The sequence below is a fragment of the Nocardioides kongjuensis genome, from assembly GCF_013409625.1.
Classification (GTDB): Bacteria; Actinomycetota; Actinomycetes; order Propionibacteriales; family Nocardioidaceae; genus Nocardioides; species Nocardioides kongjuensis.
The window spans coordinates 2,304,544-2,330,103 of record NZ_JACCBF010000001.1; the positions used below are offsets into that span (position 1 = coordinate 2,304,544).

Here is a 25,560-nt window from a genome sequence, read left to right on the forward strand (position 1 = left end):
CGGGTGGTCGCGGCCCGGTCAGGCCGCGACCCGGCGGGTGCGCCGGCGGGTGCGGGCGCTGGAGACGGAGACGGTGAGCACCACCGCGAGGGCGAGTGCTCCGGAGAGCCAGTAGCCGACGCCGTACAGGCCCTGCGCGGCGACCTCGAGAGTGGTGCCGGGCACGGGGACGAGGGAGGCACTGAGGTCGGCGCTGACCAGGGCGGTGCCGAACGCGAAGCCGACCGCGAGGAAGGTGCCGGCGACCCCGGTCGCCATCCCTGCCTTCTCCTCGGGCACGGCCAGCTGCACCAGCGTGAAGCCGGCCGCGTACCCGATGCTGCAGCCGAGACCGATGACCGCGGCGCCGACGAGGTAGTGCCACTTCTGGTCGTGGGCGAGGGCGAGCCACGTGAGCCCTGCGGCACTGATGATCGCGCCGCTGACGAAGACCGGCACCACCCGGCCGTTGTTGACGGGGCGGTCGGCGATGACGCCGCCGACGACGAAGGTCAGCGCGAAGGGCAGCATCAGCCAGCCGGTCTCGAGCGCGCTGAGGCCCAGGCCGTAGGAGTCGATCGGGCGCAGCGCCTCGGGGATGATCTGCGCGTAGGTGCTGACGAGCAGCAGGAACGCCGAGTTCACGGCCGCGAAGAGCGCGATGCAGATGCACGAGGCGGTGACGAGCGGGGCCTTCATCAGCGCGACGTCGAAGACGGCCGACGAGGAGCGTCGCTCGACCCGGAACCACGCGATGCCGCCGACGACGCCGAGCACGAGCGGGATCAGCGCCGCGTTGCCCCACACGAGGCCCTGGGTCATGGTCAGCAGGACGGCCGCGACCCACGCGATCATCCACACGGTGCCGACGACGCCGATGCGCCCGTTGCGCTCGGCCGGCGGGGCGTGCGGGATCAGGAGGTACGACGCGACCGTGGTCACCACCCCGATTGCGGTGAGCACCACGAAGAAGCTCTGCAGCGACAGGCTCTGCACGATCAGCCCGCCGCCGATCATCCCGGCGACGATGCCGACGCCCGTGCCGATGACCAGGACCGCGACCGCGATGGCGATGCCGCTCTCCCCCAGGCCGCGGCGCAGGAACCCCAGCGGGAGCACCTGGGCCGCCCCGCCGAAGCCCATCAGGGCGCAGCCGACGAGGAGGGTCGGGTAGGAGTCGCCGATCGCCGGCACGAGGGCGCCGGCGGTGAGGAAGACGGCAGCCGCGACGTTCGCGTTCCGGTCCCCGTGCAGGTCCGCCAGCCGGGGCAGCAGGATGAATCCCGCGCCGCCGCCGAGGGTGAGGACGGTGTAGAGCCAGGTCGTCTCCGCGACCGTGGCGAGGCCGTACTGCGCCTGGATGACCGGCAGCAGCGGCGGGAGGATGAAGATGATGGCGTTGGTCAGGACGACCAGCAGCGCCCCGATGCCGACGAGGGCGCCCCTTCCGCGAACGGCTCCTGCCGTCGATGTGCGGGCGAGTCCGCCCGGGTGCTCGATCTGTGTCATGACTGGTCTCCGATCGGTGCGGTGTGATCCGGCTCATACGCTAGGCCGAAGTTAGTCAGACGATCAAGATGTATGACCAAGATGTTTGACCAAGTTTTCGCCGCTGGAGTGGCGAGGGCGTGCTGATATGCTCGCTTTGACTAAATCAAGCGCCCAACTGAAGGCGGGCGCCCCGGCACCCCGGAGGACCTGATGGCACGGATCCCGGTCGCCCAGCGACGACGCGACTTCATCGATGCCGCCGTCGAGGTGATCGCCTCCCACGGCATCGACGGCGCGACCACGCGCCGGATCGCCGAGCAGGCCAAGGCCAACGTCGCGATGCTGCACTACTGCTACGACTCGAAGGAGGACCTGTTCGCGGACGTCTACGAGTTCGTGACGGGCAAGTACCGCGAGGTCATCGAGGGCAGCGACCCGCACACCGACCTCCCCGACGCGGCGGAGCAGATCCTGCGGGGTGTCATGCAGTGCTACCTGGAGTCGCCGAGCTTCACCGCCACGACCTTCGAGCTGGTCAGCTGGGCCCGGCGCCAGCACGGCGACCGCGGCATCGCGGTCTACGACCAGGCGTTCGACACGGTGCGCAAGGCGCTGCAGGAGGCGGCCGCCGCCGACCCCGTCACGCCGGAGCTCATCGACGAGATCGCCTACGTCCTCGCCACCCTCGCCGACGGCTTCGGCGTCAACTGGCTGACCTACGGCGACGCCGACGTGGCGCGCGCGCAGATGGAGATCAACTGCTCGGTCCTCGACACGTGGCTGTCGGGCCGGCTCGCCGCCACCAAGCCGGCGCGACGCAAGCGCGCGGCCCGGGCCTGACCGGCCCCTGACCGCGCGCCGCGCCTGGTCTCACATCGGCAGGTCGGGCGAGTCGACGCCGACCACCCGGTCGCCGCAGAAGACCCGGACCGACTCGGCCGGGCCGTGGCCACCGACGCCGGCGGGCCCCCAGAAGCTCTGGGCGGAGTCGTCGCCGAGGTCGGCGACCTTGGCGCCGTTGACCCGCACCTCCCCCGCGACGATGCGGGAGCCGACCTCGATCGCGCGGTCGGTGTCGGTGCCGAACACGTAGGCGTCGAGGCCCGAGGGATGGGCGTTGGCGATCCGCAGCGCCTGCTCGGCGGAGTCGACGGCGTGCAGCGAGACCAACGGGCCGAACAGCTCGGCGGTCGCGGCCGAGGGGTCCGCGCCCGAGGCGAGTGTCGGCGAGAGGAACCAGCCGCCCAGGTCGGGCAGTGCGGCAGGCTGGTCGATCTCGGCGCCGAGGTCGCGCAGACCCTCGATCCGGGACTGCAGCGTGTGGAAGTGCGCTCCGTTGGAGATCGGGCCGACCTGGGCGTCGTCGTCGAGGGAGTGGCCGACGACCAGCGTGGCGATCCGCTCGGTGAGCGCCTCTCGCAACGGCCCGACCAGGTGGTGGGGTGCCAGGACCTTGCCCGGTCCCTCGCACCACTGGCCGTTGAGCTTGGTCATCCCGTCGAGGATGCCGTCGGCGGTGACGTCGAGGTCGGCGTCGTCGAGGACGATCACCGGGTTGTTGCCGCCGAGCTCGAGCTGGAGGACCTTGAAGTCCTCGACGGCCGCGCGGGCGATGGCCCGGCCGGCGCCCGGTCCGCCGGTGAACGAGACGATCTTGATCCGCGGGTCGCCCGTCACCTGCGCGCCGACCTCGCCTGCGCCGTGCACCAGCTGCAGCGCACCGGACGGGAGTCCCGCCTGGACGAAGCAGTCGACGACGACCTGGGCGCTGGCCGGGGCGTGCTCCGACGGCTTGAGGACGACCGGGCAGCCGGCCGCGATGGCGCTGACGACCTTGGCGGCGGGGATGAAGCTCGGACCGTTCCACGGGGTGAGGATCGCGGCCGGGCCCCACGGCACCTTGTGCAGCCTGACGTCGCGCCCTCCGGCCTCGAGCGCGGTGACGCGCGGGATGTCACGCAGGTCCTGGGCCGCCGAGCGGATCCGGTACGGCAGGAAGGCCGCGACCTTGCGGGTGGCGCCGATCGGCGTACCGCTGGTCAGTGCGTCGGTGCGGGCGATGTCCTCGATGCGGGCCTCGAGGTTGTCCGCCACCCGGTCGAGCACGGCGGCCCGTTCGTGACGCGCCTCGTCGTCCCACCGGCCGACGTCGTAGGACGCCTCCGCGTGCCGGAGTGCGCGCTCGACCTCGTCGGCGTCGGTCGTGACGCTGCGGTGGAGGGGTTCGCGCGTGTTGGGGTCGACGTTCCAGCTGTCGAGGGTCCTGCACTCGCTCCAGTGGTCGGCGATGTAGTTGACCGGCTGCGCGACGGTGGCCACGTTGCTCATCGGAGCTCCTCTCCGGCCCGCAGGTCGACGACGATGCGGGTCACGTCACCGGACTTCATCTGCTCGAAGCCCTCGTTGATCTCGGCGAACGGCACGACCCGGGTGACCATCTCGTCGAGCAGCAGGCGGCCCTGCTGGTAGAGCCGGGCGAACTGGGTGATGTCCTCGCGGGCCTGGCCCGAGCCCATGTAGGAGCCGATCAGCCGCTTCTCCTGGAAGAAGAAGTCGAGTGCGGGCACCGTGAGCTCGGTGCCCATGGGGGCGATCCCGACGAGGCAGGCGGTCCCGGTCGCCCGCACCAGGGCCAGTGCCGTCTCGGCGGTGCGGGCGGAGCCGACGGCCTCGAAGGCGTAGTCGACGCCGTCGCCGAGGAGCCGCTGCAGCTCGGCGACGGGGTCACCGTCCCCACCGTTGATGGTGTGGGTGGCGCCGTAGGTGCGAGCCGCCTTGAGCCGGTCGTCGTCGAGGTCGATCGCCACGACGGCCGAGGCGCCGGCGAGCCGCGCGCCCTGGACGATGGCCGACCCGACGCCACCGCAGCCGATGACGGCGACGGTGCTGCCGGGGCGTACCTGCGCGCCGCGGAAGACCGCACCGACGCCGGTGACGATGCAGCACGACAGGAGGCAGCCGACGTGCAGCGGTACGTCGTCGGGCAGCCGCACCAGCGCGGTCTCGCGCAGCAGGATGTGCTGGGAGAAGGCGCCGATGGCAGCGAGGCGCTCGATCGGCCGGCCGTCGACGGTCTCGAAGGCGGGCCGCTGCCGCAGGCGGACCTCGTCGAGGCGCGTGCACTGCGTCGAGTGTCCGACCTCGCAGTTGACGCAGCGGCCGCACGACGGGGTGAGTGCCCCCGTGACGCGATCGCCGGGTCGCAACGTGGTCACGGCCGTGCCGACCGACTCGACGACACCGGCGACCTCGTGCCCGACCACGACCGGCAGCTCGGTGGGCACGGTCCCGGTCATGTAGTGCAGGTCGCTGTGACACAGCCCGACGTGCGTCACCGCGACCCGCACCTCGTGCGGCTCCGGGTCGTCGACCCGGATGTCGGTGAGCTCCAGCGGTGCGCCGATCTCGTTCAGGACGGCGGCTCGGGTGGTGATCATGCGGTGGTCTCCCTCGTCTTCCAGAAGCCGGCGACGCCGGCGGTGAGCAGTCCGCTCGTCCACGCCTCGTGGGCGGCGGTGTCCTCGCGCTCGAACGCGGCCTCGACCTCGGCGAGCAGCGGGCGCAGCAGCGCGAGGTGGAGAGCGGTCGTGTTGCCCTCGGGGGTCCAGGCGTGGACCGTCGCGATGGCATGGTCGAGCAGTACGTCGGTCGCGACGACCTCGTCGAGGAGACCGATCCGCAGCGCCTCCTCGGCGGGGACCCGTGGCGAGCCGAGGACCATGCAGGTGGCGTGGTTGCCGACGAGCCGGCGCAGCAGCAGGCTCGTGGCGTTGGAGATGGTGAGGCCGCGACCGTTCTCCGGCTGGAAGTACTCGGCGGCAGGCGAACCGATCCGGGCGTCGCAGCACAACGTGATCTCCGAGGCGCCACCGACGGCCAGCCCGTTGACGGCAGCCACGACCGGCACCCGGGTCTGCAGGATCGCGCGGGTGATGTCGTGGAAGCTCTCGAACGCCGCATGCACCTCGGCCTCGGTGGTGGGCGTCTGGGTGAGGTCCTCCCCCGCCGAGAACGCTCGCCCCGCGCCGGTGAGCACGATGCCGCGCACGGTCTCGCCGGTGCCGTGCTCGCGGATCAGTGCGGCCAGCCGCAGCCGGGTGGCGACGTCGAGGGCGTTGAGCCGGTCGGGGCGGTTGAGGGTGAGGACGGCGACGTCGCGGACGACGTCCACGTCGACGTACCCGTCCAGGGTGGTGGTCGTGGTCAAGGCGATCAGCTCCTTCGCGGGGAGAGGTCGTGGGTGGTGCCCGGCGCCTCGGCGGCGCGGGCCTTCAGGGCGGGCTTGGAGACCCGCTCGGACGGTGTGCGGGGGAAGTCGGCGACGAACTCGACGTAGCGGGGCACCTTGAAGCGGGCGAGCTCGGCGCCGGCGCGCGCCACGATGTCCTCCGCGGTCGCCCGGTCCGCCGGGACGCCCGCCGCCAGCTGGAGGAACGCCTTGACCTCCTCGCCCAGCACCTCGTCGGGCTCGGCGACGACGGCGGAGGCGACCACGCGCTCGTCGCGCTCCAGGGCGGCCTCGACCTCGACGCAGGCGACGTTCTCGCCGCCACGGCGGACCATGTCCTTGATCCGGCCGACGAGCTGGACACCGCCGTCGGGACGGCGTACGACCAGGTCGCCGGTGTGCAGCCAGCCGTCCCGCAGCGTCTGGTCGGTGGCATCGGGCCGGTTCCAGTAGCCCTTCATCATCGGCCGACCCGAGATCACGAGCTCGCCCGGTCGACCGGCGGCGACCTCGGCCCGGGTCGGGTCCGCCGGGTCGACGACACGGACCTGCTTGGTCGGGACCGGGCCGCCCAGGCTGCCACTGCCGACCGAGCCGGTGTCGGCGAACGGGCTGAACAGGTCGATGCCCGACTCGGTCATCCCGTAGACCTCGCGCCACGGCGCTCCCCAGCGCTCCTCGAGCTCGGCGTGGAGGGCGACCGGGATGCCGGAGCAGAGCACCATGCGCAGGTCGTTGTCACGGTCCGCCGCGGTGGGGAGCTGCTTGGCCAGCAGGGTCGGCATCGAGCCCAGCACGTAGAAGAAGGTGGCCCGGTGCCGTCGTACGTCGGCCATGAACGTCGAGGCGGAGAAGCGCGGCAGGACCACCAGCGGCGCGCCGACGGTCAGCGCGACGGCGGTGTTCCACTGCGGGTCCATGTAGGAGAACGGCTGCGAGGTCAACAGCACGTCGTCGCCGCCGAGACCGGTCACGGCCGCGCAGATCCAGCCGAGCCGGGTCCAGTAGCCGTGGGTCAGCATGCAGGCCTTGGGGAACCCGGTGGTGCCCGAGGTGTACTGCAGGTTCGCCAGGGTGCCGGCGTGGCTCGCCGTCGTCGGCGGCGCGGAGCACGGGAAGCCCTCGGAGCCGTCGTCGGCGAGGTCGAGGACGCGGACGTCACCGAGGCCGTCCTCGCTCGCGACGACCTCGGCGACCAGGTGCGCGTGCTCGGCGTCGGTGACCACGACCCGGGCGCCGGAGTCGCCGAGCACGAACGCGAGGTCGGCCCGCTGGTAGCCGCTGTTGACCGGTACGACGACCGCGCCCGCCTTGAGCGCCGCGAGCCAGGACACCGGCCAGTGCACGACGTTGGGCAGCATCAGGGCGACCCGGTCGCCCGGCCGGACGCCGTCGACCTCGATCAGCCGGTGCGCCAGCCGCGACGTCCAGGCGTCGATCTCGGCGAAGGTCCACGACCACTCCCCGAAGCGCAGGAACTCGCGGTCCCCCGCGTCGAGTGCGCGCTGTGCGAGCAGCCCGGTCAGGGTCGGGACGGCCGGGTCCTCGGCCATCCGGTCGCCGGCGACGACGGGGCGCCGTCGTACCTGGGGGACGTGGGTCATCGGGTGCTCCCCTCGTCGAGCAGTCGGGCCGCCTCGTCGACGACCCACGACAGCGCCGGATCGGCGCTCTTCATCCACTCGGGGTGCCACTGCACGCCGAGGACCGGACGGCCGGGCACCTCGATCGCCTCGGCGACGCCGTCGCTGGCGCGGCCGGTGACGACGACCCCGACGCCGCAGCGGTCGACGGCCTGGTGGTGCCAGGAGTTGGTGATCGTGTCCTCGCCGTACAGCCCGGCGGCGACGGAGCCGGCTGCGAAGGCGACGACGTGGTCGACGTTGCCGTCGGTGGGTGCGGTCTCGGGCGACAGGTGGCACACGGCGCTGGCCGGCAGGTCGGCGACCAGCGTGCCGCCGAGGGCGACGTTGAGCACCTGCATGCCGCGACACACGCCCAGGACCGGGATGCCGCGGTCGAGCGCGGCCCGCACCACGGCGATCTCGTAGGCGTCGCGCTCGGGGTCGTGGACCATCGGGTCGGTGCGGGGGTCGATGCCGCGCACCACGGAGGTGTCGCCGCCCCAGCAAGCCGGGTGCAGGTCCTGCCCGCCGGTGATCACGACAGCCGAGAGCCACTCGCACACGGCGGCCGGTTCGGTCTCGTAGGACAGCTGGACGGGAAGCCCGCCCGCCTCGGCGACCCGCGTCGAGAAGTCGGACATGGAGGTGTCGACGCACCGGTCGCCGTACCTCTCGTCGGCGCCCCGGAGCAGGGACAGCCGGAAGCGACGGCCGGTGATGCCGATCAGCGGCCGCATCACGGGAGCTCGAAGTAGCGCGTGGACTCCCACTCGGAGAGCGAGGCGTTCGGGTCGCCGCCCTTGGTGTGGAACTCCATCCACTCCCAGCGGCGCGAGGCGACCCAGAAGTCGACGAACTCGTCGCCGAGGTAGGTGCGCAGCAGCGGGTCCGCGGCGAGCGCGGCGCCGGCCTTCGACATGGTGTCGGGGATCCGTTCCACACCGCAGTCCTCGGGCAGGCACCAGGCCATGTCGGTGACCTCGGCGGGCGGTTCGATCCGTCCCTCGACGCCGGCCAGCACACCGGCCAGCACCGCCGCGAGGGCCAGGTAGGGATTCACGTCGGAACCGGGCAGCCGGTACTCGAGCCGCGAGTACTTCGGGTGCCCGGTGATCGCCCGCACCGCCGCCGTCTTGTTGTTGACGCCCCAGCTGACGGTGGTCGGCGGTCCCGTGAGGTCGACGAGGCGTCGGTACGACGTGATCTGCGGCATCACGACCGACGTCGCCCCCGCCATCGTGGCGAGCAGCCCGCCGACAGAGTGCCGCATCAGCTCGGAGGGGCCGTCCTCGGCGAAGTACTCGTTCACGCCGTCGCGCTGCAACGAGATGTTGATGTGCGCGCCCTGGCCGAATCCCGCGGTGGGCTTGGCCATGAACGAGACCGTGTGCCCCTGCTCGAAGGCGACCTCACGCATCACCTGACGGGTCCGCGCCCAGCCGTCGGCCAGCCGGACCGGGTCGGTCGGGGCCAGGTTGAGCTCGGTCTGCCCGGGGGCCGCTTCGTCGGTCCAGGCCTCCCAGGGGATCCCGACCTGGTCGAGCCGCGCGACGACGGCCTCCATGTAGTCGACCCAGTCGCTGGAGCGGGCCAGGTGGTACGTCGCGCCGGTGCTGCCGCCCAGCGGGGTCAGGTCCCGGTAGCCCTTGCCTCGGGCCTCCTGGACCGACTCCTCGAAGAGCGTCGCCTCGATCTCGACCGCGACGGTGGCGGTGTAGCCGTGCTCGGTGAGCCGGGCCACGAGTCGCTTGACCAGGTTGCGCGGGCAGATCGGGACGGGGCTGCCGTCCTTGAGCCAGTAGTCGCCGATCACCGAGTCCAGGCCGGGCTTCCACTCCACGAGCGTCGACAGGTCGGGGACCATCGCGATGTCGTAGAGGTTGCCCCGCCAGTCGGGGAAGGCGTCGCCGAGGACGATCTCGTTGCTGAGGTCGATCGCGAACAGGATGTCGGCGAACGCGAAGCCGCTGTCCTTGCCGGCCTCGAACTTGGCGGGCGAGACGTTCTTGCCGAGCAGGCTGCCCTCGTGGTTGGTCGCCTCGAGGCGGACGGCCTTGCGGGTGCTGGTGGCGGTGCTGGTCTCAGACATCGAAGCGGACCTTCCAGGAGGCGGCGGTCATGACGGACAGCTGGGACAAGGTGCCCTTGACCTGCAGGCCGGCACCGAGCGCGGCGAGGAAGTCGTCGGCCCCGGTGAAGACACCGGCGAGCAGGTCGGCGGGCCCGGTCACCTCGTAGGCGGTGGCGCCCTCGCCGAACCGACCCTCCTCCGGACCGTCAGGGCCCGTGACGTGGACGACCAGGACGTCGGGAATGCCCGGGATCGCGCGGGTCTCCTGCCAGAAACGGGCCGCCGCCTCCCTCCAGTGCGGGAGCGGCCGACGCAGCGCACGCAGCACTCCGGCCGCCAGCACGGCGTCACCGGTTGGCTCCTCGGTCGCCGCGAAGCGGTCGTGCAGGTCGACGACGACGGTCGCATCGGGCTCCGCGAGGACCCCGCCACTCACCTCGATCGTCGCACCGAGGGTGATGGTCGCCGCCTGCGGCGTGTCGTGCGACCGGACTGCGACGGTGCCACCGCTGCGGCTCAGCTCGTCGAGCGGGTGACCGGCCAGGACGGCCTCGCGCAGGGTGCGGCCGAGCTGGCGGACCAGCGGCGCGGCGTCGTCCTCGATCGCGACGTGGACCAGCTCCTGCCGCACGGGCGGCGGGGCGACGGTCGTGGGTGCGGACATCTCTTCGTCCTCTCGGGAGTCCCAGCAGCCATAGTTAGTCATATGACTCGATTGATTGACCAAGATGGTGCGTGCTCCAGGTCACGTTGTCAACAGCCCCGCCCGAACGAGTCGGGACGGATCACGGATTCACCGCGAGCCCTTGACGGACCGTGACCCGGGACACACACTTAGTCATCCGGCTCAATCAAATGACTAAGTACGGCGACCAAGAAGGAAGCGGACATGAAGCACAGCAACGACACCGAGACCGTCGACATCGTCGTCATCGGCGCCGGGCTCTCCGGCATCGGTGCCGCGAAGTACCTGACCGACGACTTCCCCGACAAGTCGGTCCTGCTGCTCGAGGGGCGCGACGCGATCGGCGGCACCTGGGACCTGTTCCGCTATCCCGGGGTCCGATCCGACGACGCGGTGCACCACTACGGCTACGCGTTCAAGCCCTGGCTCCACGAGGACGCGATCGCCGCGGGCGGGCTGATCCGTGACTACATGGGCGAGACCCTCACCGAGTTCGGGCTGGACGAGATCCTGCGGCTGCGCCACCGGGTCACCGCCGCCGACTGGTCCAGCGAGGAGGCGCGGTGGACGCTGCACGTCACCGTGGCCGACGAGGCCGGCAACGAGACCCCCAAGCTCATCAAGGCCGGGTTCGTCTTCAGCAGCACCGGCTACTACCGGTACGACGAGGGCTACGAGCCCCACTTCGAGGGCCGGGACGACTTCCGTGGTGACATCCTGCACCCGCAGCACTGGCCGGAGGACTACGACCACAGCGGCAAGCGCGTGGTCATCATCGGCAGCGGCGCCACCGCCGTGACGATGCTGCCCGCGATGGTGACGGGTGAGGGCGCGGCAGCCCACGTCACGATGCTCCAGCGCACCCCGAGCTACGTCGCGTCGATCCCGCGGGTGGACAAGGTCGCCCAGGCGCTCGTGAGGATCTTCGGCGTCGAGCGCGGGTACGCGCTGACCCGGTTCAAGAACATCTGGCGCGACCACTTCACCGTGACCGTGATGTGCCGGTTCCCGAACCTCGGACGCAGGCTGCTGCGCCGCATGACCGCCAAGGAGCTGCCGGCCGGGTTCGACGTGGACACCCACTTCGCGCCGCCGTACAGCCCCTGGGACCAGCGCCTGTGCGCCACTCCCGACGGTGACTTCTTCGCCGCCATCCGCGACGGGAACGCCGACGTCGTCACCGACCAGATCGAGCGGTTCACACCGGAGGGCATCCGGCTGAAGTCGGGCCGGACGCTCGAGGCCGACGTCATCGTCACCGCGACCGGCCTCGTGATGCAGATGCTGGGCGGCATCGAGCCGACGGTGGACGGCACACCGGTCAGGATGACGGACTCGGTGCTCTACCGGGGCGCCCTGATCTCCGGCGTGCCCAACTGGGGGATGATGCTCGGCTTCACCAAGGCGACCTGGACCCTGCGCATCCGCAACGTGACACGCCTCGTCGCCGAGGTGATCCGCGAGATGGACGACAACGGCTACGACACGGCGGTTCCCACCGCGCCCGAGGGCATGCCGACGCAGGCCCTCTTCGACCTCTCGGCCGGCTACATGCAGCGCGGCCAGGCGGTCCTCCCCCGCCAGGGCACCAGCCTGCCGTGGCAGATGCACACCACCTTCGTCAGGGACAACCGGCTCTTCCGGGGACGCCTGATCCACGAGGACATCAAGTTCTCGCAGCGCGCCGTCGCCGCCGCTCCGCAGCTGACCAGCGTGGAGGCGGCGTCATGAGCGCGCAGACCTTCACGGCGGCGCAGCGCCTCCAGCGCGGACTGCTCGTCCTTCTCAGCCGGCTGCCGGCGAGCCTGCAGCGGATGCTCGCCCGGCCCGCGACCAACACGGCCGGCGACACCATGGCGCCCGACGTCGCGCTGCTGATGAAGCTCACCGAGAGCGGCCCGGACTACAGTGACCTGCCGCCGGCCGAGGCTCGTGCGACCACCGAGCGCGACCTGGCCCTCTTCGCGTCGCGCATCCCCGCGTGCGCCGTCGAGGAGGAGATCGAGATCGGCGACGGCCTCCTGGCCACCCGCTACAGCAACGGCACGCCCGACCGGGGTCTCGTCCTGTTCTTCCACGGCGGCGGCTTCGTCATCGGCAGCCGGGCGAGCTACACGGCCCCGGCGCGGATGCTCGCGCACGGCACCGGCGCGGACGTCGTCTCCGTCGAGTACCGCCTCGCGCCGGAGCACCCCTTCCCCGCCGCCCAGGACGACGCCCTCCTCGCCTGGCACCACGTCGTCGAGCACGCCGCCGGATGGGGGGCCGACCCGCACCGGATCGTCGTCGCCGGCGAGAGCGCGGGCGGCAACATCGCCGCCGTCCTGTGCCAGCAGGTGCGCGACGAAGCAGTGCGGCCGATGCTCCAGGTGCTCATCCAGCCGGTGACCGACCTCGTCGAGCACCGGCCCTCGCAGGACGAGTTCGCCGGCTCCCCCGCCCTCTCGGCCAAGCAGGTCGCGTGGTTCGTCGACAACTACCTGCCCGACGGCACCGACGTCGCCGACCCGCGCGTCTCTCCCTACCGGGCGGCCTCGCTGGACGGGCTACCGCCCGCGATCGTCAACCTCGCCGGCTTCGACCCCCTCCACGACGACGGCCTGGCGTACGCGACGGCCCTGCTCGAGGCCGGCGTACCCACCCAGGTGGACCGGGAGGCGGGCCTGGTGCACGGCTACCTGTCCTACACCGCGATCAGCCCGAGCTGCCGGGAGGCGACCGAACGGCTCGTCGCCTCGGTCTCCACGGTGCTGGACCGCGCCGCCCACACCACCCCGACCAGGAAGGCGAGCTGAGCACCATGACCACCGCACGCAAGGACAAGATCCGCGAGGAGACCCACGAGGTCGTCGTCATCGGCGCCGGGATGGCCGGCCTGATGGCCGCGACCACGCTCGCCGAGCGCGACGTCGTCGTCCTCGAGGCGGCCGATCGCGCCGGCGGCCGGGTCGACACGGTTCGCAGGGGCGAGTACTGGATCAATGTCGGCACCCAGTTCACCGAGGGGACCGGCCCCCTGATCGACGCGCTCCACCGGCACCAGGTCCCCCTGGGCACGCTGGAGGGTAAGTCGGTCGCCCTCAACATCGGGGGCAAGCAGGTCGACACCTCGAACCCCTTCTCGCTCATGCTCAGGTCGAGGATGACGTGGCGCGACCGGTTCGGCCTGGCCCTCGTCGGCTCCCGGATCCTCGCGAACGTGCCCTTCCTCGAGATGAGCGAGGACAACCGGTGGGCGAACCGCGTCCGCGCGAAGCTCGACCGCCGCCGCGCCGACTTCGTGCTCCGTGGCGTCAGCTCCGAGCTCGCCCACGAGATGGTCCGCTCCTGGTCCGGGCAGTGGATGGGCTGTGAGCCGGAGGAGACCGCCGCACGCCAGTTCGTGTTCTCCATGGGCATCCTGCTCACCGACCCCGAGAAGGTCCCGAACCTGACCCTTCCGCAGGGCGGCAACCAGACCCTCACCGACATCCTCGCCGCCGACCTCGGCGACCGGGTCCGGCTCGGCTCGCCGGTCAGCTCCGTGCAGTGGACCGACGACGGCGTCGTCGTCGACTACCGGGACGCCGACGGACCGGTCCGGATCCGAGCCGACCGCGCGATCGTCGCCGTGCCCGCCGACATCGCCGTGCGGATCATGCCCGACCTGCCGACCGAGTACCGGACGGCCTTCGAGGCCATCCGCTACGGCCGGTACGTCGTGGTCGGCTTCTTCACCCACGAGGACGGCGAGCCCCAGCGGTGGGACGACTACCTCGCGGTGTCGACCCCAGGAAGAGCGTTCCAGGCCGTCTTCAACCACGCGGCCGCCGTACGGCGTGGAGGCGTCCGCAAGCCCGGGGGCGCCCTGGCCTGCTTCGCCGGCGGTGCCGAGGCGGACCGGCTCTTCGAGCTCAGCGACGAGGAGATCGTCGCGCGGTTCACGGCAGACCTGCTCGACCTCTACCCGGAGCTCGCCGGCAAGGTCGACCCCGGCATCCTGCGCCGCCACCCACGGGTCGTGCCGTTCTGGGCCCCGGGCGGACGCGCCTGCCTGGACACGCTCAGGCAGAGCCTGGGCCCGGTCCACCTCGCCGGCGACTACCAGCTCGACGTCCCCTCCCTCGCCGACGCCGCCGCGTCGGGCGAGCGTGCCGGGCAGCTGGTGCTGGCCAGCCTCGAGGAGCGGGGAGCCGAGCTCAGCGGAACGCCGCGTGGCCCGTCATCGCCTGGCCGATGACCAGGGTGTGCATCTCGACGGTGCCCTCGTAGGTCAGCACGGACTCGAGGTTGTTGGCGTGGCGGATCACCGGGTACTCCAGCGAGATGCCGTTCGCGCCCAGGACCGTGCGGGCGGTGCGGCAGATCTCGAGAGCCTCACGGACGTTGTTGAGCTTGCCCAGGGACACCTGCTCGGGACGCAGCGTGCCGGCGTCCTTGCGGCGGCCGAGGTGCAGCGCGAGCAGCACGCCCTTGGTGTACTCCAGGTTCATGTCGACCAGCTTCTGCTGGGTGAGCTGGAACGCCGAGATCGGCTTGCCGAACTGGATCCGCTGGTTCGCGTAGTCCAGTGCTGCCTGCAGGGACGAGCGCGCCGCGCCCATCGCACCCCACACGATGCCGTAGCGGGCCTCGTTGAGGCAGGACAGCGGCCCCTTGAGCCCGCGCACGTCGGGGAACGCCGCCGAGTCCGGCAGCCGGACGCCGTCGAGCACGATCTCGCCGGTGACGGAGGCGCGCAGGGACTGCTTGTGCTTGATCTCCGGGGCGGAGAAGCCCGGGGTCGAGGTGGGGACGACGAAGCCGCGCACGCCCTCCTCGGTCTGGGCCCAGACGACGGCGACGTCGGCGACGGAGGAGTTGGTGATCCACATCTTGCGGCCGTCGAGCACCCAGTCGGAGCCGTCCCGGCGGGCCCGGGTGCGCATGCTGCCCGGGTCGGAGCCCGCGTCCGGCTCGGTCAGGCCGAAGCAGCCGATCGCCTCGCCCGCCGCCATGCGGGGCAGCCACTGGGTCTTGTGCTCCTCCGAGCCCCAGCGCCAGATCGCGTACATCGCGAGCGAGCCCTGCACGGACACCAGGGAGCGGATGCCGGAGTCGGAGGCCTCGAGCTCGAGGCAGGCCAGGCCGTAGTCGGTGGCCGACATGCCGGCGCAGCCGTAGCCCTCCAGGTGCATGCCCAGCAGACCGAGGGAGCCGAGCTCCTTGGCCAGGCCGCGGATGTCGTCGATGGTGCCGCGCTCGAACCAGTCGGCGACGTACGGGTCGACCCGCTCGGCACACAGCTGACGAACCGAGGCGCGCACGGCCTTCTCGTCGTCACTCAGCAGGTCGTCGATGCCCGCGGGGTCGAGCGGCTCGAACGGCGGAAGGGTGGTCGGGGTGCTCATCGCGGGTTCTCCTGGTTGTCCTGAGGGATGCTCAGCATGGTTCGTACGTCGTCGTTGTGCTCGCCCAGCCCGGGCGGAGCGGTGTAGGTCGTCACGGGCGTCGCGGAGAAGGTCAGCGGGCTGCGGACCTGGCGGGCCCGGCCGTGGCCGACGTCGACGGTCGGCTCGAGCCCCAGCCTCGTGGCGAGCTCGAAGCCGTCAGCGACCGAGCCCACCTTGCCGACCGGGAGCCCCGAGCCGGCGAGCCGCTCCACCCACGTGTCCACGGTATCGGCAGCCAGCGCGTTCTCGAGCAGGCCGACGAGGTCCTCGCGGTGCGCGACCCGGTCGCCGTTGGTGACGAAGCGTGGGTCCGCGGCCAGGCCGGGCAGGCCGACGGCGGACACGAGCCGGGCGAACTGGCCGTCGTTGCCGCAGCACACCGCGACATGGCCGTCCTTGGCGCGCAGCGTCTCGTACGGCGCGATCGAGGGGTGCTGGTTGCCCATCGCGACCGGGGCGGCGCCCGTCGTGAGGTACGCCGAGGCCTGGTTCGCCAGCGAGCCGAGCAGGCTCGAGAGCAGGTTGACCTCGACCCGCTGGCCGCGCCCCTCGGCGTGCCGGTCACGGGCCCGGAGAGCCGCGAGGATGCCGACGACGGCGTCCTTGGACGTCAGCACGTCGACGAGCGCGACGCCAGCCTTGGTCGGCTCGTCGGGCCGGCCGGTGATGCTCATCAGGCCGCCCACGGCCTGGACGAGGAAGTCGTAGCCGGCGAGGTCCGCTCCCCCGCCGCTGCCGAAGCCGGTGATGGAGGCATAGACGACGCCGGGGTTGCGGGCCGCCACGGCGTCGTACCCCAGGCCGTGCCGGTCGAGGGAACCGGCCCGGAAGTTCTCGATCAGCACGTCGCAGCGGGCCGCGAGCTCCCGGGCGACCGCGAGGTCGGCGGGATCGGCCAGGTCGAGCTCGACCGACTTCTTCGACCGGTTGGCGCACTCGAAGTAGGAGCTCGAGCTGCCGGCAGGCGTCTCGGTCCACGGCGGGCCCCAGTGCCGGGTGTCGTCACCGACCCCGGGGCGCTCGACCTTGATCACCTCGGCGCCGAGGTCGGCGAGGGTCGCCGCGGCGAGCGGACCCGCCAGCACCCGGCTGAAGTCGGCGACCAGCACCCCGTCGAGAGGCAGGCTCATGAGCGCCTCCCGTTCACCCGGCGCGGCAGTCCCCACGGGTTGGCGGCCTGCGCCTCGGGCGGGAGCCACCCGTCGTGCGCGGACTGGTAGGCCACCGGACGGACGAACCGCGACAGGCCAGCCGCCCCCACCGAGGTCGACGCCGGGGAGGAGGTCGAGGGCCAGGGGCCTCCGTGCTGCTGGGCCCAAGTGAACGCGACACCGGTCGGCCACTCGTCGACCGCGACCCGCCCGACCTTGCCGCTGAGCAGCGCGATGACCTGGGCGGCCTGGTCGTCGTCCGCGCCACCGGTGATGACGCTGGCAGCCAGCGACCCCTGCAGCCGGCCGAGCACGTCGGCGAGCTCCGGCGCACCGTCGTACTCGACGACGAGGGCGACGGCGCCGAAGGTCTCCTCCAGGAGCCGGCTGCCGGGCACCAGGGCCGATGCGGGCGCGGCGAGGACGGCGGCCGGCGCAGCCCAGCCCCCGGAGCCCGCGGGCACCTCGCCGACGAGCTCGGCACCCGCGTCGAGCATCGCCGCGACACCGGCGGCGACGCCGTCCGCGATGGCCTCGGTCAGCATCACCGGTTCGGGTCCCGCTGCGCGCAGCGCGCCCGCCACCGCGTGCGCGGCGCCCGAGCCGACCGGCGCGAGCAGGAGGCCGGGCTTCGTGCAGAACTGACCGCTGCCCAGGGTGAAGGAGCCGACGAACCCCTTGGCGACTGCGTCGATGTCGACCGCACCGCCCGAGGTGACGACCACCGGGTTGACCGTGCCCATCTCGGCGTACACCGGGATGACGACCTCGCGCTCGTTGGCGATGCGCCACAACGCCAGGCCGCCCGCCTGGGAGCCGGTGAAGGCGACCGCCGTGGTCTCGGGAGCCTCGACGAGGTCGACGCCGGTCCGGTGACCGCTCACGACCGCGAAGGAGCCGCGCGGGGCACCGGCGCCGGCCAGCGCCTCACCGGCGATCTCGGCCTGGCGCAGCGAGAGACCGACGTGCGCAGGGTGCGCCTTGGCCACGACCGGGCACCCAGCGGCGAGCGCTGCGGCCGTGTCGTTGCCGAGCACGCTGAACGCGAACGGGAAGTTGCTCGCGCCGAAGACCGCGACCGGACCGAGTGGCCGGTTGACCCGGACCAGGCCGGGCGTGGTGGCGGTCGGCTCGTCGACGGTGACGTCGAGGTACGAGCCCTCGGCCGCGACGTCGGCGTAGAACCGGAGCTGGCCGGCCGCCCGGGTGACCTCACCGGTCAGCCGCTCGAGACCGAGGGCGGTCTCGAGGTCGGCGAGGCGCGCGAGCTCGGTGCGGTGCAGCTCGAGCGCGTCGGCGACGGCGTACAGCCAGGTACGGCGCTCGACCGGGCTCGTGGCGCCCAGCCGCGGCGCGGCGGAGGTCGCGGCCGCCAGGGTCGAGCGCAGCTCGTCGGGGCTGGTGTCGGCGACCGTGGCGACGACCGCCCCCGTACGCGGGTCGAAGGAGGTGACGCTCATCGGACACCCCGGATCGCGTCGACGAGGACGTCGATGGCCTCGTCGAGGAGGTCGAACGGGATGACCAGTGGCGGCAGCAGCCGGATGACGTTGCCGTAGGTGCCGCACTGGAGCGTGAGGACCCCCTGCTCGTGACAGCGTTCGACGACGGCCTTCGCGATCGCCGGCGCCGGCTGCGTGGTTCCGGGCTCCACGAGCTCCAGCGCCAGCATCGCGCCGCGCCCGCGGACCTCGCCGACGACCGAGCCGGCGACGACCAGCTCCGCGAGGCGAGGAAGGACCCGCTCCTCGATCTCGCGCGCCCGGGCCACCAGGCCCTCGGACTCGATCGCCTCGAGGGCGCCGAGTGCCGCGGCGCAGGCGACCGGGTTCCCGGCGTACGTGCCGCCGAGGCCGCCGGCCGCCACGGCGTCCATGATCTCGGCGCGACCGGTCACCGCGGCGAGCGGCATCCCTCCCGCGAGGGCCTTGGCGGTCGTGACCAGGTCGGGGACGACGCCCTCGTGCTCGCACGCGAACATCGCGCCGGTGCGGCCCAGACCGGTCTGGATCTCGTCGGCCACGAACACGATGCCGTGCTCGGTGGCGAGCTCCTGGACCGCCTTGAGGTAGCCCGGTGGCGGGACGATGAAGCCGCCCTCGCCCTGGATGGGCTCGACCACGATCGCGGCGACGTTGGTCGCACCGACCTGGATGGTCACGATGTCCTTCAGCGCGGCGAACGCCTCCTCGGCGGCGCGCTCGGGGCCGGACGGCCATCGGTAGGGATAGGGCGACGGGACCCGGTACACCTCCGGCGCGAGCGGTCCGAAGCCCTGCTTGTACGGCACGTTCTTCGCGGTCATCGCCATCGTCAGGTTGGTCCGGCCGTGGTAGGCGTGGCCGAGCACGACGACCGCGGGCCGCCCGGTCGCCGTACGCGCGATCTTGATCGCGTTCTCGACGGCCTCGGCACCCGTGCTGAACAACGCGGTCTTCTTGGCGTGGTCGCCCGGGGTGAGCCGGTTGAGCGCGGCGGCGACGTCGACGAAGCCGTCGTACTCCGTCACGAGGAAGCAGGTGTGGGTGAACCGCGCGGCCTGCTCGGCGATCCGCCGGGTCACCGCGGGATGGGCAGCACCGACGGACGTGACGGCGATGCCCGAGGCGAGGTCGATGATGTGGTTGCCGTCGACGTCGACGAGGATGCCGCCGCCGGCGCGGTCGACGAAGACCGGCATCGTCGTGCCGAGTCCGTTGGCCAGCTCCGCCTTGCGCTGCGCCTGCCGTTCCAGCGACAGCGGGCCCGGGATGGCCGTGGCGAGGATCCGGCGCTGCTCCGGTTGGGTCGAGGTCGTCATGTGCCCGACCGTAGGAGGCGCCGATCCCTGCGTCTTGGGACGATCCACACAAGTTGCAGCACGCCTTGGTCGAAATGCCGAAACGATCATCCTCAGCCGGTGGCGCCGCGGTCCCGCAGGGCCAACCAGGTCTCGGCGGCGACGTCCGGGTCGTCGAGGTCGAGGCCGAGCAGCTCGGTGGCCCGCCCGACCCGGTAGCGCAGCGTGTTGCGGTGGACCCCGAGCGCAGCGGACGCCGCCTCCCACTGGCCGCGGTGGCGCAGCCAGGCGACCAGCGCGGCGCGGAGGTCAGGCCCCGCGGCCGCGACGAACCCGTCGACGGCGTGCGCGACTCGCTGGGGTGTCGCACGCGCCGGGGCCACCGAGCCTCCCGGCTCCACCGCGGCCAGGTCGCGCTGCAACCGTGCCCGGACCGCTCCGGCGTTCTCGACGGCCACCAGTCCGGAGAGCACGGTGGCCGCGGACGAGTCGGCCGCGTCGAGCCGGCGGCGCAGTTCCTCGGCCGTGCCGTGGTCGTCGGGCAGCAGGAACCAGGCCGCGGTCCGGTCCACGGCGACGCCGAGGGCCGACGGGCACCAGCGCTCCACCACCTGGGCGAGCACCTCGCTGTCCCGGCCCCGGACGACGAGCAGCGCGACCTCGCGCGTGGGCGCCGGGCAGTCGCTCGCGGCCGCCAGCCGCCGCGCGGCGTCGACCAGGCCGAGGTCGACGAGGACGGCGACGCAGCGGCGGGTGGCGGTCAGCGCGGACTCGACCTGCTGGCGCCGTACGGCATCGAGGCTGAGCAGGGCGCCGGCCGTCAGCACGACGCGCCGTCGCGCGGCGTCGAGCTGGCCGCGCGAGCCCGCCGCGAGGTAGCCCACCACCTGGTTGCCGACGGCCAGCGGGAAGACGGCGGCGACGTGGTCACCGACCGGGAAGGACGCCGAGGAGTGCACGCCCGCCACGTCGAGCCGGGCGACCTCGGCCTCGAGGACGCGGAGCTCCTCGCCGAGCGAGGGCGGGTGGACCAGGTCGACCGAGCCGGTGGCGTCGAGCAGCACCGCCCAACCGTCCAGCCAGCGGGCGAGCCGGCTGAGCAGTGACGCCGCCGGGTCGGGGGCGGCGGCCGCCTCGACCAGGGCGCGGTGCGCGGACACCACGTCGTTGAGCCGTTCCTCGGTCGAGCGTGACTGCGCCGTCCAGTACGCCCGGGTCACCGTGAGGAAGGGTGTGGCCGGCGGCACGAGCAGCAGGGCCACGCCCCGGTCCCGGCACGCCTCGAGGAGCACCTCGGGCGGCGTCTGGTGGACCGGGCCGAGGCCGAGGACGAGGGCACTCACCTCGGCGGCCCGGACCCGGTCGACGTACGCCCCGACGCCGGCCTCGTCGTCCGGCAGCGCCAGCCCGGTCGTCAGCAGCAGCTCGCCGCCCGTGAGGTAGGCGCCCGGGTCGAGCAGCTCGCTGATGTGCACCGCCGTGACCTCGGTGCCCGGCGCCCGGAAGCCCGCGGCAGGCACCAGGTGGCTCCCCAGCGCGGTGCACAGGGAGGCGACGGTGGGTACGGACATGGCGGCCTTCGACGGGGGACGGTGCCGACAGGTTAGTGGGCGTCCGGTGCGGTCGGCAGTGCACCGACCCGGCGCGGACGCCAGCGAGCTGCCTGTCGTGCCAGAGGCCGCGAACGCGTCGTCCGCGCCGGAGCGCCTGACCTCGATGGTGCGGGCGTCCCCGCTCTGGCACAGCGCATGGTCGCGCAGCCGGGAGCCGGACGGGCCAGCTCGCAAGAAGCGTCAAGGCCCGGAGATCCGTGGATCTCCGGGCCTTGACCTTTGTAGCGGGGGCAGGATTTGAACCTGCGACCTCTGGGTTATGAGCCCAGCGAGCTACCGAGCTGCTCCACCCCGCGTCGGTGAAACCAACGTTAGAGCATGCCCCCAAACCCCGCCAAATCGGGGGCGATCGACCGTCACGAGGACGGCGGTCCCAGGCGCGGAACGGGGGCTCGCCACCCTCGTTGGTCGGCGATCAGCCGCCACCCCGTGGTGACCAGGGCGGCCGGGGCGATGATCACTGCGTGGGCGACGCCGAGCTCGGCCCCGGTCGCGGCGATGGCTGCGCCGGCGAGGGCGGGGATGGCGTAGAGCTCGCCGTGCCGGAAGATCACGGGGATGCGGCCGGCGAGCAGGTCGCGGATGATGCCGCCACCGACGCCGGTGACCATGCCGAGCGCGGCAGAGGGGGCGGGGCCCAGGCCGTACTCCTGGGCCTTGAGGGCGCCGGCCACGCAGAACAGGCCGAGGCCGAAGGCGTCGAAGACGTTGATCTCCCGCTCGAGCCGGCCGACGGCGGGGTGCAGCCAGAAGGTGACCAGGCCGGCGACCACGGGGATCAGCAGGTAGCGCCAGTCGGCGATCGCCGGTGGGGGCACGGCACCGATCACGACGTCACGGATGACTCCCCCGCCGAGGCCGGTGGCCATCGCCAGCACCACGACCCCGACGATGTCGAGCTGGTTGCGCACGGCGACCAGTCCGCCGGAGATCGCGAAGACGAAGATCCCGACCAGGTCGAGGGTCAGCAGCATGCCGCGATGATGCCGCAGCTACTGCTTTGGGGTCTCCTCGGCAGCCTTCCTGTCGCGCTCGTCCGCGAGCTTCACGGCCTTCTCGACCTCGTCCTGGGCGATCTCGAGCTGCTTGGCCCACGTCACGGTGTCCCCCGCGGCCTGGGCCTCGCTCGCCGCCTTGAACGCGTCGTCGGCCTTCCGCAGAGCCGCCGCGATCTGCTCCTCGAGGGTCCCGCTCGGCTCCTCCGGCGTGCCGGGGGTCTCCGGCGTGCCCGGCTCGGGCGTCGGTGTCCCGGTCGACGGGTCGACCCCGAACGCGTCCGCCAGCGCGAGCGGCAGCGTCTCGCCGATGCCGACGTTCTCGCCGTACTTGACGATGACGTACTGCAGGATCGGGAAGCTGGACGACCCGGTGGTCCGTACGACGTAGATCGGCTCGATGTAGATCAGCCCGCCCTCGACCGGCAGGGTGAGCAGGTTGCCGTAGCGCGGCGGGGTGTCGCGCTGCACGTTGAGGTCACGCAAGGTGTCGGTGACCTTCTTCTCCTGCTTCATCTCGTTGACGACCTGGCCGGGTCCCGGCGAGTTCTGGTCGGTCATCTCGAGCAACCGCAGCCTGCCGAAGGAGTCCGCCTTGGTCGCGTCCGAGTTGACCTGCAGGTACGACGCCACCGTGCCCTTGCGGTACGGGACGAAGACCGAGGTCAGCGACCAGTCGTTGTCGACCGAGTCCGCGGCGCCGGTCGAGTAGAGCCGGTACGGCGGCTGGAAGACCTGGCGCGAGGCGTTCGGGTCCTCGGGGACCTGCCAGCGGTTGTTGCCCTGATAGAAGTCGCCGGCGTCGGTCACGTGGTAGCGCGCCAGCTGGTAGCGCTGCACCTTGAACAGGTCCTCGGGGTAGCGGATGTGCTTGAGCAGCTCGTCGTCGATCGCCGACCTCGGCTTCACGGCGCCGGGGAACGTCTTCATCCACGTCTTGAGGATCGGGTCGCTCTCGTCCCACTGGTAGAGCGTGACCGTGCCGTCGTAGGCGTCGACCGTGGCCTTGACCGCGGAGCGCATGTAGTTGATCTCGTCGGTCGGGATCGTCTGCAGGCCGGTGTCCTGCTGCAGCGAGTCGTCGATCATCGCCGCGAACGACTCGCGCTGCGCATTCGGGTAGCGGTCGGTGGTCGTGTAGCCGTCGAGGATCCACACGATCTTGCCGTCGACCACCGCCGGGTACGGGTCGCCGTCGACGGTCAGCCACGGCGCGACCTTCTCCACCCGCTCGGTGGGCGTGCGGTTGTAGAGCACCTTCGAGTTGCCGTTGACGCGCCCCGAGAGCAGGAAGTTCGGCTCCCCGAACTTGATCGCGTACATCAGCTGGTTGAACGTGCTGCCGATCGGGACACCGCCCTTGCCGTCGTACGTCGTGCGCTGCACGTCCGAGGAGCTGCCGGCGTTGGCGAGACCGAGCTCGACACTGGCGTCCTTGGCGCTGGCCTTGCCGACGATCGAGTACGACGGGCTCAGCTCGCCGTAGTAGAGGCGGGTCTCGAACTTGCTGGTGTCGGTGAGGTCGGTGCGGCCACTGGTGCCGCTGCCGATGCCCTCGGCCCACACGATCCGGCCGTTGACCTCGTCGCTGGTCGCGACCTGGTTGGCGTACGCCGCGATCAGGCCCTCGCCGTGGGTGTAGACGGTGTGCAGGTTCGACCAGTTCTGGTCGGAGGCGTCGATGCCGGACTGGTCGAGCTCGCGCGCACCGAGGACGAGCGGCTCGTTCTTGCCGTTGATCTCGTAGTGGTCGACGTCGAGCACCTTCGGCACCGAGTAGTACGACCGGATCTGCTGGCGCTGCTGGAAGGTGTCGCGCACCTGCTGCGGGTCGACGACCGGCGCCTCGGTGAGCTGGCCGAGCACGGCCTGGGCGGTGGTGGCGTCCGGGGCCGTCCCGGTGGGCGCTCCGGGGAACGGCTCGGTCGCGACGTCGCTGAGGCCGTAGGCCTCGCGGGTGGCCTCGATGTTGGCCTTGATGTAGGAGTTCTCCTTGTCGGCCTCCGACGGCTTGACCTGGAAGTTCTGCACGATGGCGGGCCAGATCATGCCCAGCAGGACGGCCGACAGGGCGAGCAGCGCGAGGCCGACCGACGGCAGCTGCCAGGTCTTGCGCCACACGTTGAGGAAGAACAGCACCGCACAGATCAGCGCGACGCCGACCAGGATGTTGCGGGCAGGCAGCATGGCGTTCTCGCCGGCGTAGTTCATGCCGGTGAAGAGCCGGTGGTCGTCGGCGACGAGGTCGTAGCGGTCGAGGTAGTAGTCGACCGACTTCATCAGCACGAACGCGCCGAGCAGCACCGAGAGCTGGACCTGGGCAGCCGGCGAGAAGCGGTCGTGAGCGACCTGGAGCCGGATGCCGCCGTACAGGTAGTGGACGATCGCCGTGGCGATCAGCGACACGATGGCGACCGCCATCACGAAGTCGATGACGAAGTTCCACCACGGCAGGTCGAAGACGTAGAAGCCGATGTCCTTCTTGAAGTAGGCGTCCTTGCTCCCCCACGGCTCCGCGTTGCGCCACAGCAGGAAGGTGCGCCACTGCCCGATCGCCGACGTGCCGGCGAAGATGCCGACCACCACGCCGACGCCGGCGAGCAGCCAGCCACGGATCGGCGTGACGGCGTCGCGGTAGCGGTCGACCCCGTCGGGCCCGGCCATCAAGAACAGCGGCCGGAAGCGGAACGCGAGGTACATGTTGAGCGCGACGACGCCGCCCATCACCGCGCCGAAGGCGAGGAACAGCCCGACCCGGGTCCACAGCAGCTTGCTGAAGACCCCGCCGAAGCCGACCTCCTTGTACCAGAGCCGGTCGGTGTAGAGGCCCGCGAAGGCGCTGAGCAGGAAGAACCCGACGATGAGCACCACACCGGTGATCACCAGCGCACGGGTACGACGGCCGGTCCGCTCGGGCGCGGGGCGCTCCGGCTCCTCGTCGAACAGCTCACTCATCGGTCTCGTCCTCCGCGTCGTCGAGCAGGGTGGCGCGCAGCAGCTCGAGGAGCCCCGGCACCAGGTCGTTGCCGCCCATCACGGCCATGTCCTCGTCCTGGCTGCGCATCCGCAGCGCGCAGTAGCTCGCACCGTGCCGGGTGACGCCCGCGATGATGCGGACCTCCTCGGCATCGGGGTGCTCACGGGCGAACTCCGCAGCCGCAGCCGGGTCGTCGGGCACCTGGCCGTCGGCGGCAGGCGGCAGCACGAGTCGCTCCACCACCGCCGCGCAGCCCGCGACCACAGCGGGCCAGTGGATGCCGGGGAGCACCTCCTCCAGCTGCTGGCCCGCGGGCAGGTCCTCCTGCTCCACGGGGGTCAGCGAGCCCTGCGCGGCCGGCTCGTCCAGGCCGAGCTGCGCAGCCAGCGCGGGCTCCTGGGCCACCAGCCGCGCGGTGTCGACGAGGGCGTAGAGCCGGGCCGGCTGGTCCCAGCCCGCCCGGGCGTGGTGCCCCTCGATCTCGAGCACCGCGGCGGCCAGGGCCGGGTCGACGTCCAGCTCGTAGTCCATGGTCCTTGCTCCGTCGTCCGGTCG

General features: G+C 71.9%; 20 protein-coding genes and 1 tRNA gene. 4 read left to right on the forward strand and 17 right to left on the reverse strand.

The annotated features are described in order from the left end of the window. Positions 1–18 precede the first annotated feature (18 nt). Complete coding sequence (locus BJ958_RS11045) at positions 19–1,488, reverse strand: MFS transporter (RefSeq protein ID WP_179726882.1); 1,470 nt, start codon at positions 1,486–1,488, stop codon at positions 19–21. 192 nt (positions 1,489–1,680) lie between these two features. Here BJ958_RS11045 and BJ958_RS11050 point away from each other — a divergent pair, with 192 nt between their 5' ends. Beyond that, entirely contained in the window at positions 1,681–2,310 is a 630-nt protein-coding gene (locus tag BJ958_RS11050; protein ID WP_179726883.1) for a TetR/AcrR family transcriptional regulator, read from the forward strand. 30 nt (positions 2,311–2,340) lie between these two features. Here the strand turns inward: BJ958_RS11050 and BJ958_RS11055 are convergent, their stop codons facing one another. From BJ958_RS11055 to BJ958_RS11085, 7 genes are read right to left on the reverse strand one after another with little or no spacing between them, the layout of a single operon-like run. Beyond that, positions 2,341–3,798, reverse strand: a complete 1,458-nt coding sequence (locus BJ958_RS11055; RefSeq protein WP_179726884.1) for an aldehyde dehydrogenase family protein — start codon at positions 3,796–3,798, stop codon at positions 2,341–2,343. Next, positions 3,795–4,907, reverse strand: coding sequence for a Zn-dependent alcohol dehydrogenase (locus BJ958_RS11060; protein WP_179726885.1), 1,113 nt, complete (start codon positions 4,905–4,907; stop codon positions 3,795–3,797). Before BJ958_RS11060 ends, BJ958_RS11055 begins: the two co-directional genes overlap by 4 nt. Further along, on the reverse strand, positions 4,904–5,677 hold the full coding sequence (locus BJ958_RS11065) for an enoyl-CoA hydratase/isomerase family protein (protein WP_218865700.1): 774 nt from the start codon (positions 5,675–5,677) through the stop codon (positions 4,904–4,906). Before BJ958_RS11065 ends, BJ958_RS11060 begins: the two co-directional genes overlap by 4 nt. Before the next feature lie 5 nt (positions 5,678–5,682). Next, positions 5,683–7,302, reverse strand: coding sequence for a class I adenylate-forming enzyme family protein (locus BJ958_RS11070; RefSeq protein WP_218865702.1), 1,620 nt, complete (start codon positions 7,300–7,302; stop codon positions 5,683–5,685). Then, positions 7,299–8,060, reverse strand: coding sequence for a gamma-glutamyl-gamma-aminobutyrate hydrolase family protein (locus BJ958_RS11075; protein ID WP_179726886.1), 762 nt, complete (start codon positions 8,058–8,060; stop codon positions 7,299–7,301). Before BJ958_RS11075 ends, BJ958_RS11070 begins: the two co-directional genes overlap by 4 nt. Then, positions 8,060–9,412: a glutamine synthetase family protein gene (locus BJ958_RS11080; protein WP_179726887.1), complete on the reverse strand. Its 1,353-nt coding sequence runs from the start codon at positions 9,410–9,412 to the stop codon at positions 8,060–8,062. The genes BJ958_RS11075 and BJ958_RS11080 overlap by 1 nt, the downstream gene beginning before the upstream one ends. Continuing rightward, on the reverse strand, positions 9,405–10,058 hold the full coding sequence (locus BJ958_RS11085; protein ID WP_179726888.1) for a hypothetical protein: 654 nt from the start codon (positions 10,056–10,058) through the stop codon (positions 9,405–9,407). Before BJ958_RS11085 ends, BJ958_RS11080 begins: the two co-directional genes overlap by 8 nt. A 225-nt stretch (positions 10,059–10,283) precedes the next feature. Here BJ958_RS11085 and BJ958_RS11090 point away from each other — a divergent pair, with 225 nt between their 5' ends. The 3 genes from BJ958_RS11090 to BJ958_RS11100 are packed head-to-tail and all read left to right on the forward strand — an operon-like array spanning position 10,284 to position 14,298. Next, the gene (locus tag BJ958_RS11090; protein ID WP_179726889.1) at positions 10,284–11,810 is read left to right on the forward strand and encodes a flavin-containing monooxygenase; all 1,527 of its coding nucleotides are present in this window, start codon (positions 10,284–10,286) and stop codon (positions 11,808–11,810) included. Beyond that, a complete protein-coding gene (locus BJ958_RS11095; RefSeq protein WP_179726890.1) occupies positions 11,807–12,874 on the forward strand; it encodes an alpha/beta hydrolase in 1,068 nt (355 codons plus the stop codon). The genes BJ958_RS11090 and BJ958_RS11095 overlap by 4 nt, the downstream gene beginning before the upstream one ends. 5 nt (positions 12,875–12,879) lie before the next feature. Then, positions 12,880–14,298 carry a flavin monoamine oxidase family protein gene (locus BJ958_RS11100; protein WP_179726891.1) on the forward strand — a complete coding sequence of 473 codons (1,419 nt, stop codon included), beginning with the start codon at positions 12,880–12,882 and terminating at the stop codon, positions 14,296–14,298. Here BJ958_RS11100 and BJ958_RS11105 read toward each other — a convergent pair. From BJ958_RS11105 to BJ958_RS11145, 9 genes are all read right to left on the reverse strand, one after another. Then, positions 14,258–15,448, reverse strand: coding sequence for an acyl-CoA dehydrogenase family protein (locus tag BJ958_RS11105; RefSeq protein ID WP_179726892.1), 1,191 nt, complete (start codon positions 15,446–15,448; stop codon positions 14,258–14,260). The two genes, BJ958_RS11100 and BJ958_RS11105, sit on opposite strands and share 41 nt — an antisense overlap. Next, positions 15,445–16,620 (reverse strand): CaiB/BaiF CoA transferase family protein, encoded by a 1,176-nt coding sequence (locus tag BJ958_RS11110; protein ID WP_179726893.1) that lies wholly within the window; start codon positions 16,618–16,620, stop codon positions 15,445–15,447. Before BJ958_RS11110 ends, BJ958_RS11105 begins: the two co-directional genes overlap by 4 nt. Further along, positions 16,617–18,101 carry an aldehyde dehydrogenase family protein gene (locus BJ958_RS11115; protein WP_179726894.1) on the reverse strand — a complete coding sequence of 495 codons (1,485 nt, stop codon included), beginning with the start codon at positions 18,099–18,101 and terminating at the stop codon, positions 16,617–16,619. Before BJ958_RS11115 ends, BJ958_RS11110 begins: the two co-directional genes overlap by 4 nt. Beyond that, positions 18,098–19,441 (reverse strand): 4-aminobutyrate--2-oxoglutarate transaminase, encoded by a 1,344-nt coding sequence (gene gabT, locus BJ958_RS11120; protein ID WP_179726895.1) that lies wholly within the window; start codon positions 19,439–19,441, stop codon positions 18,098–18,100. The genes BJ958_RS11115 and gabT overlap by 4 nt, the downstream gene beginning before the upstream one ends. A gap of 92 nt (positions 19,442–19,533) precedes the next feature. Next, positions 19,534–20,991, reverse strand: a complete 1,458-nt coding sequence (locus BJ958_RS11125; RefSeq protein ID WP_179726896.1) for a PucR family transcriptional regulator — start codon at positions 20,989–20,991, stop codon at positions 19,534–19,536. A 264-nt stretch (positions 20,992–21,255) separates the two neighbouring features. Then, positions 21,256–21,329 (reverse strand) — tRNA-Met (locus tag BJ958_RS11130). 60 nt (positions 21,330–21,389) lie between these two features. Beyond that, positions 21,390–22,007: a trimeric intracellular cation channel family protein gene (locus tag BJ958_RS11135; protein ID WP_179726897.1), complete on the reverse strand. Its 618-nt coding sequence runs from the start codon at positions 22,005–22,007 to the stop codon at positions 21,390–21,392. A gap of 18 nt (positions 22,008–22,025) precedes the next feature. Further along, positions 22,026–24,983 carry a UPF0182 family membrane protein gene (locus tag BJ958_RS11140; RefSeq protein WP_179726898.1) on the reverse strand — a complete coding sequence of 986 codons (2,958 nt, stop codon included), beginning with the start codon at positions 24,981–24,983 and terminating at the stop codon, positions 22,026–22,028. Continuing rightward, positions 24,976–25,536, reverse strand: coding sequence for a PPA1309 family protein (locus BJ958_RS11145; protein ID WP_179726899.1), 561 nt, complete (start codon positions 25,534–25,536; stop codon positions 24,976–24,978). The genes BJ958_RS11140 and BJ958_RS11145 overlap by 8 nt, the downstream gene beginning before the upstream one ends. Between the last annotated feature and the right edge of the window lie 24 nt (positions 25,537–25,560).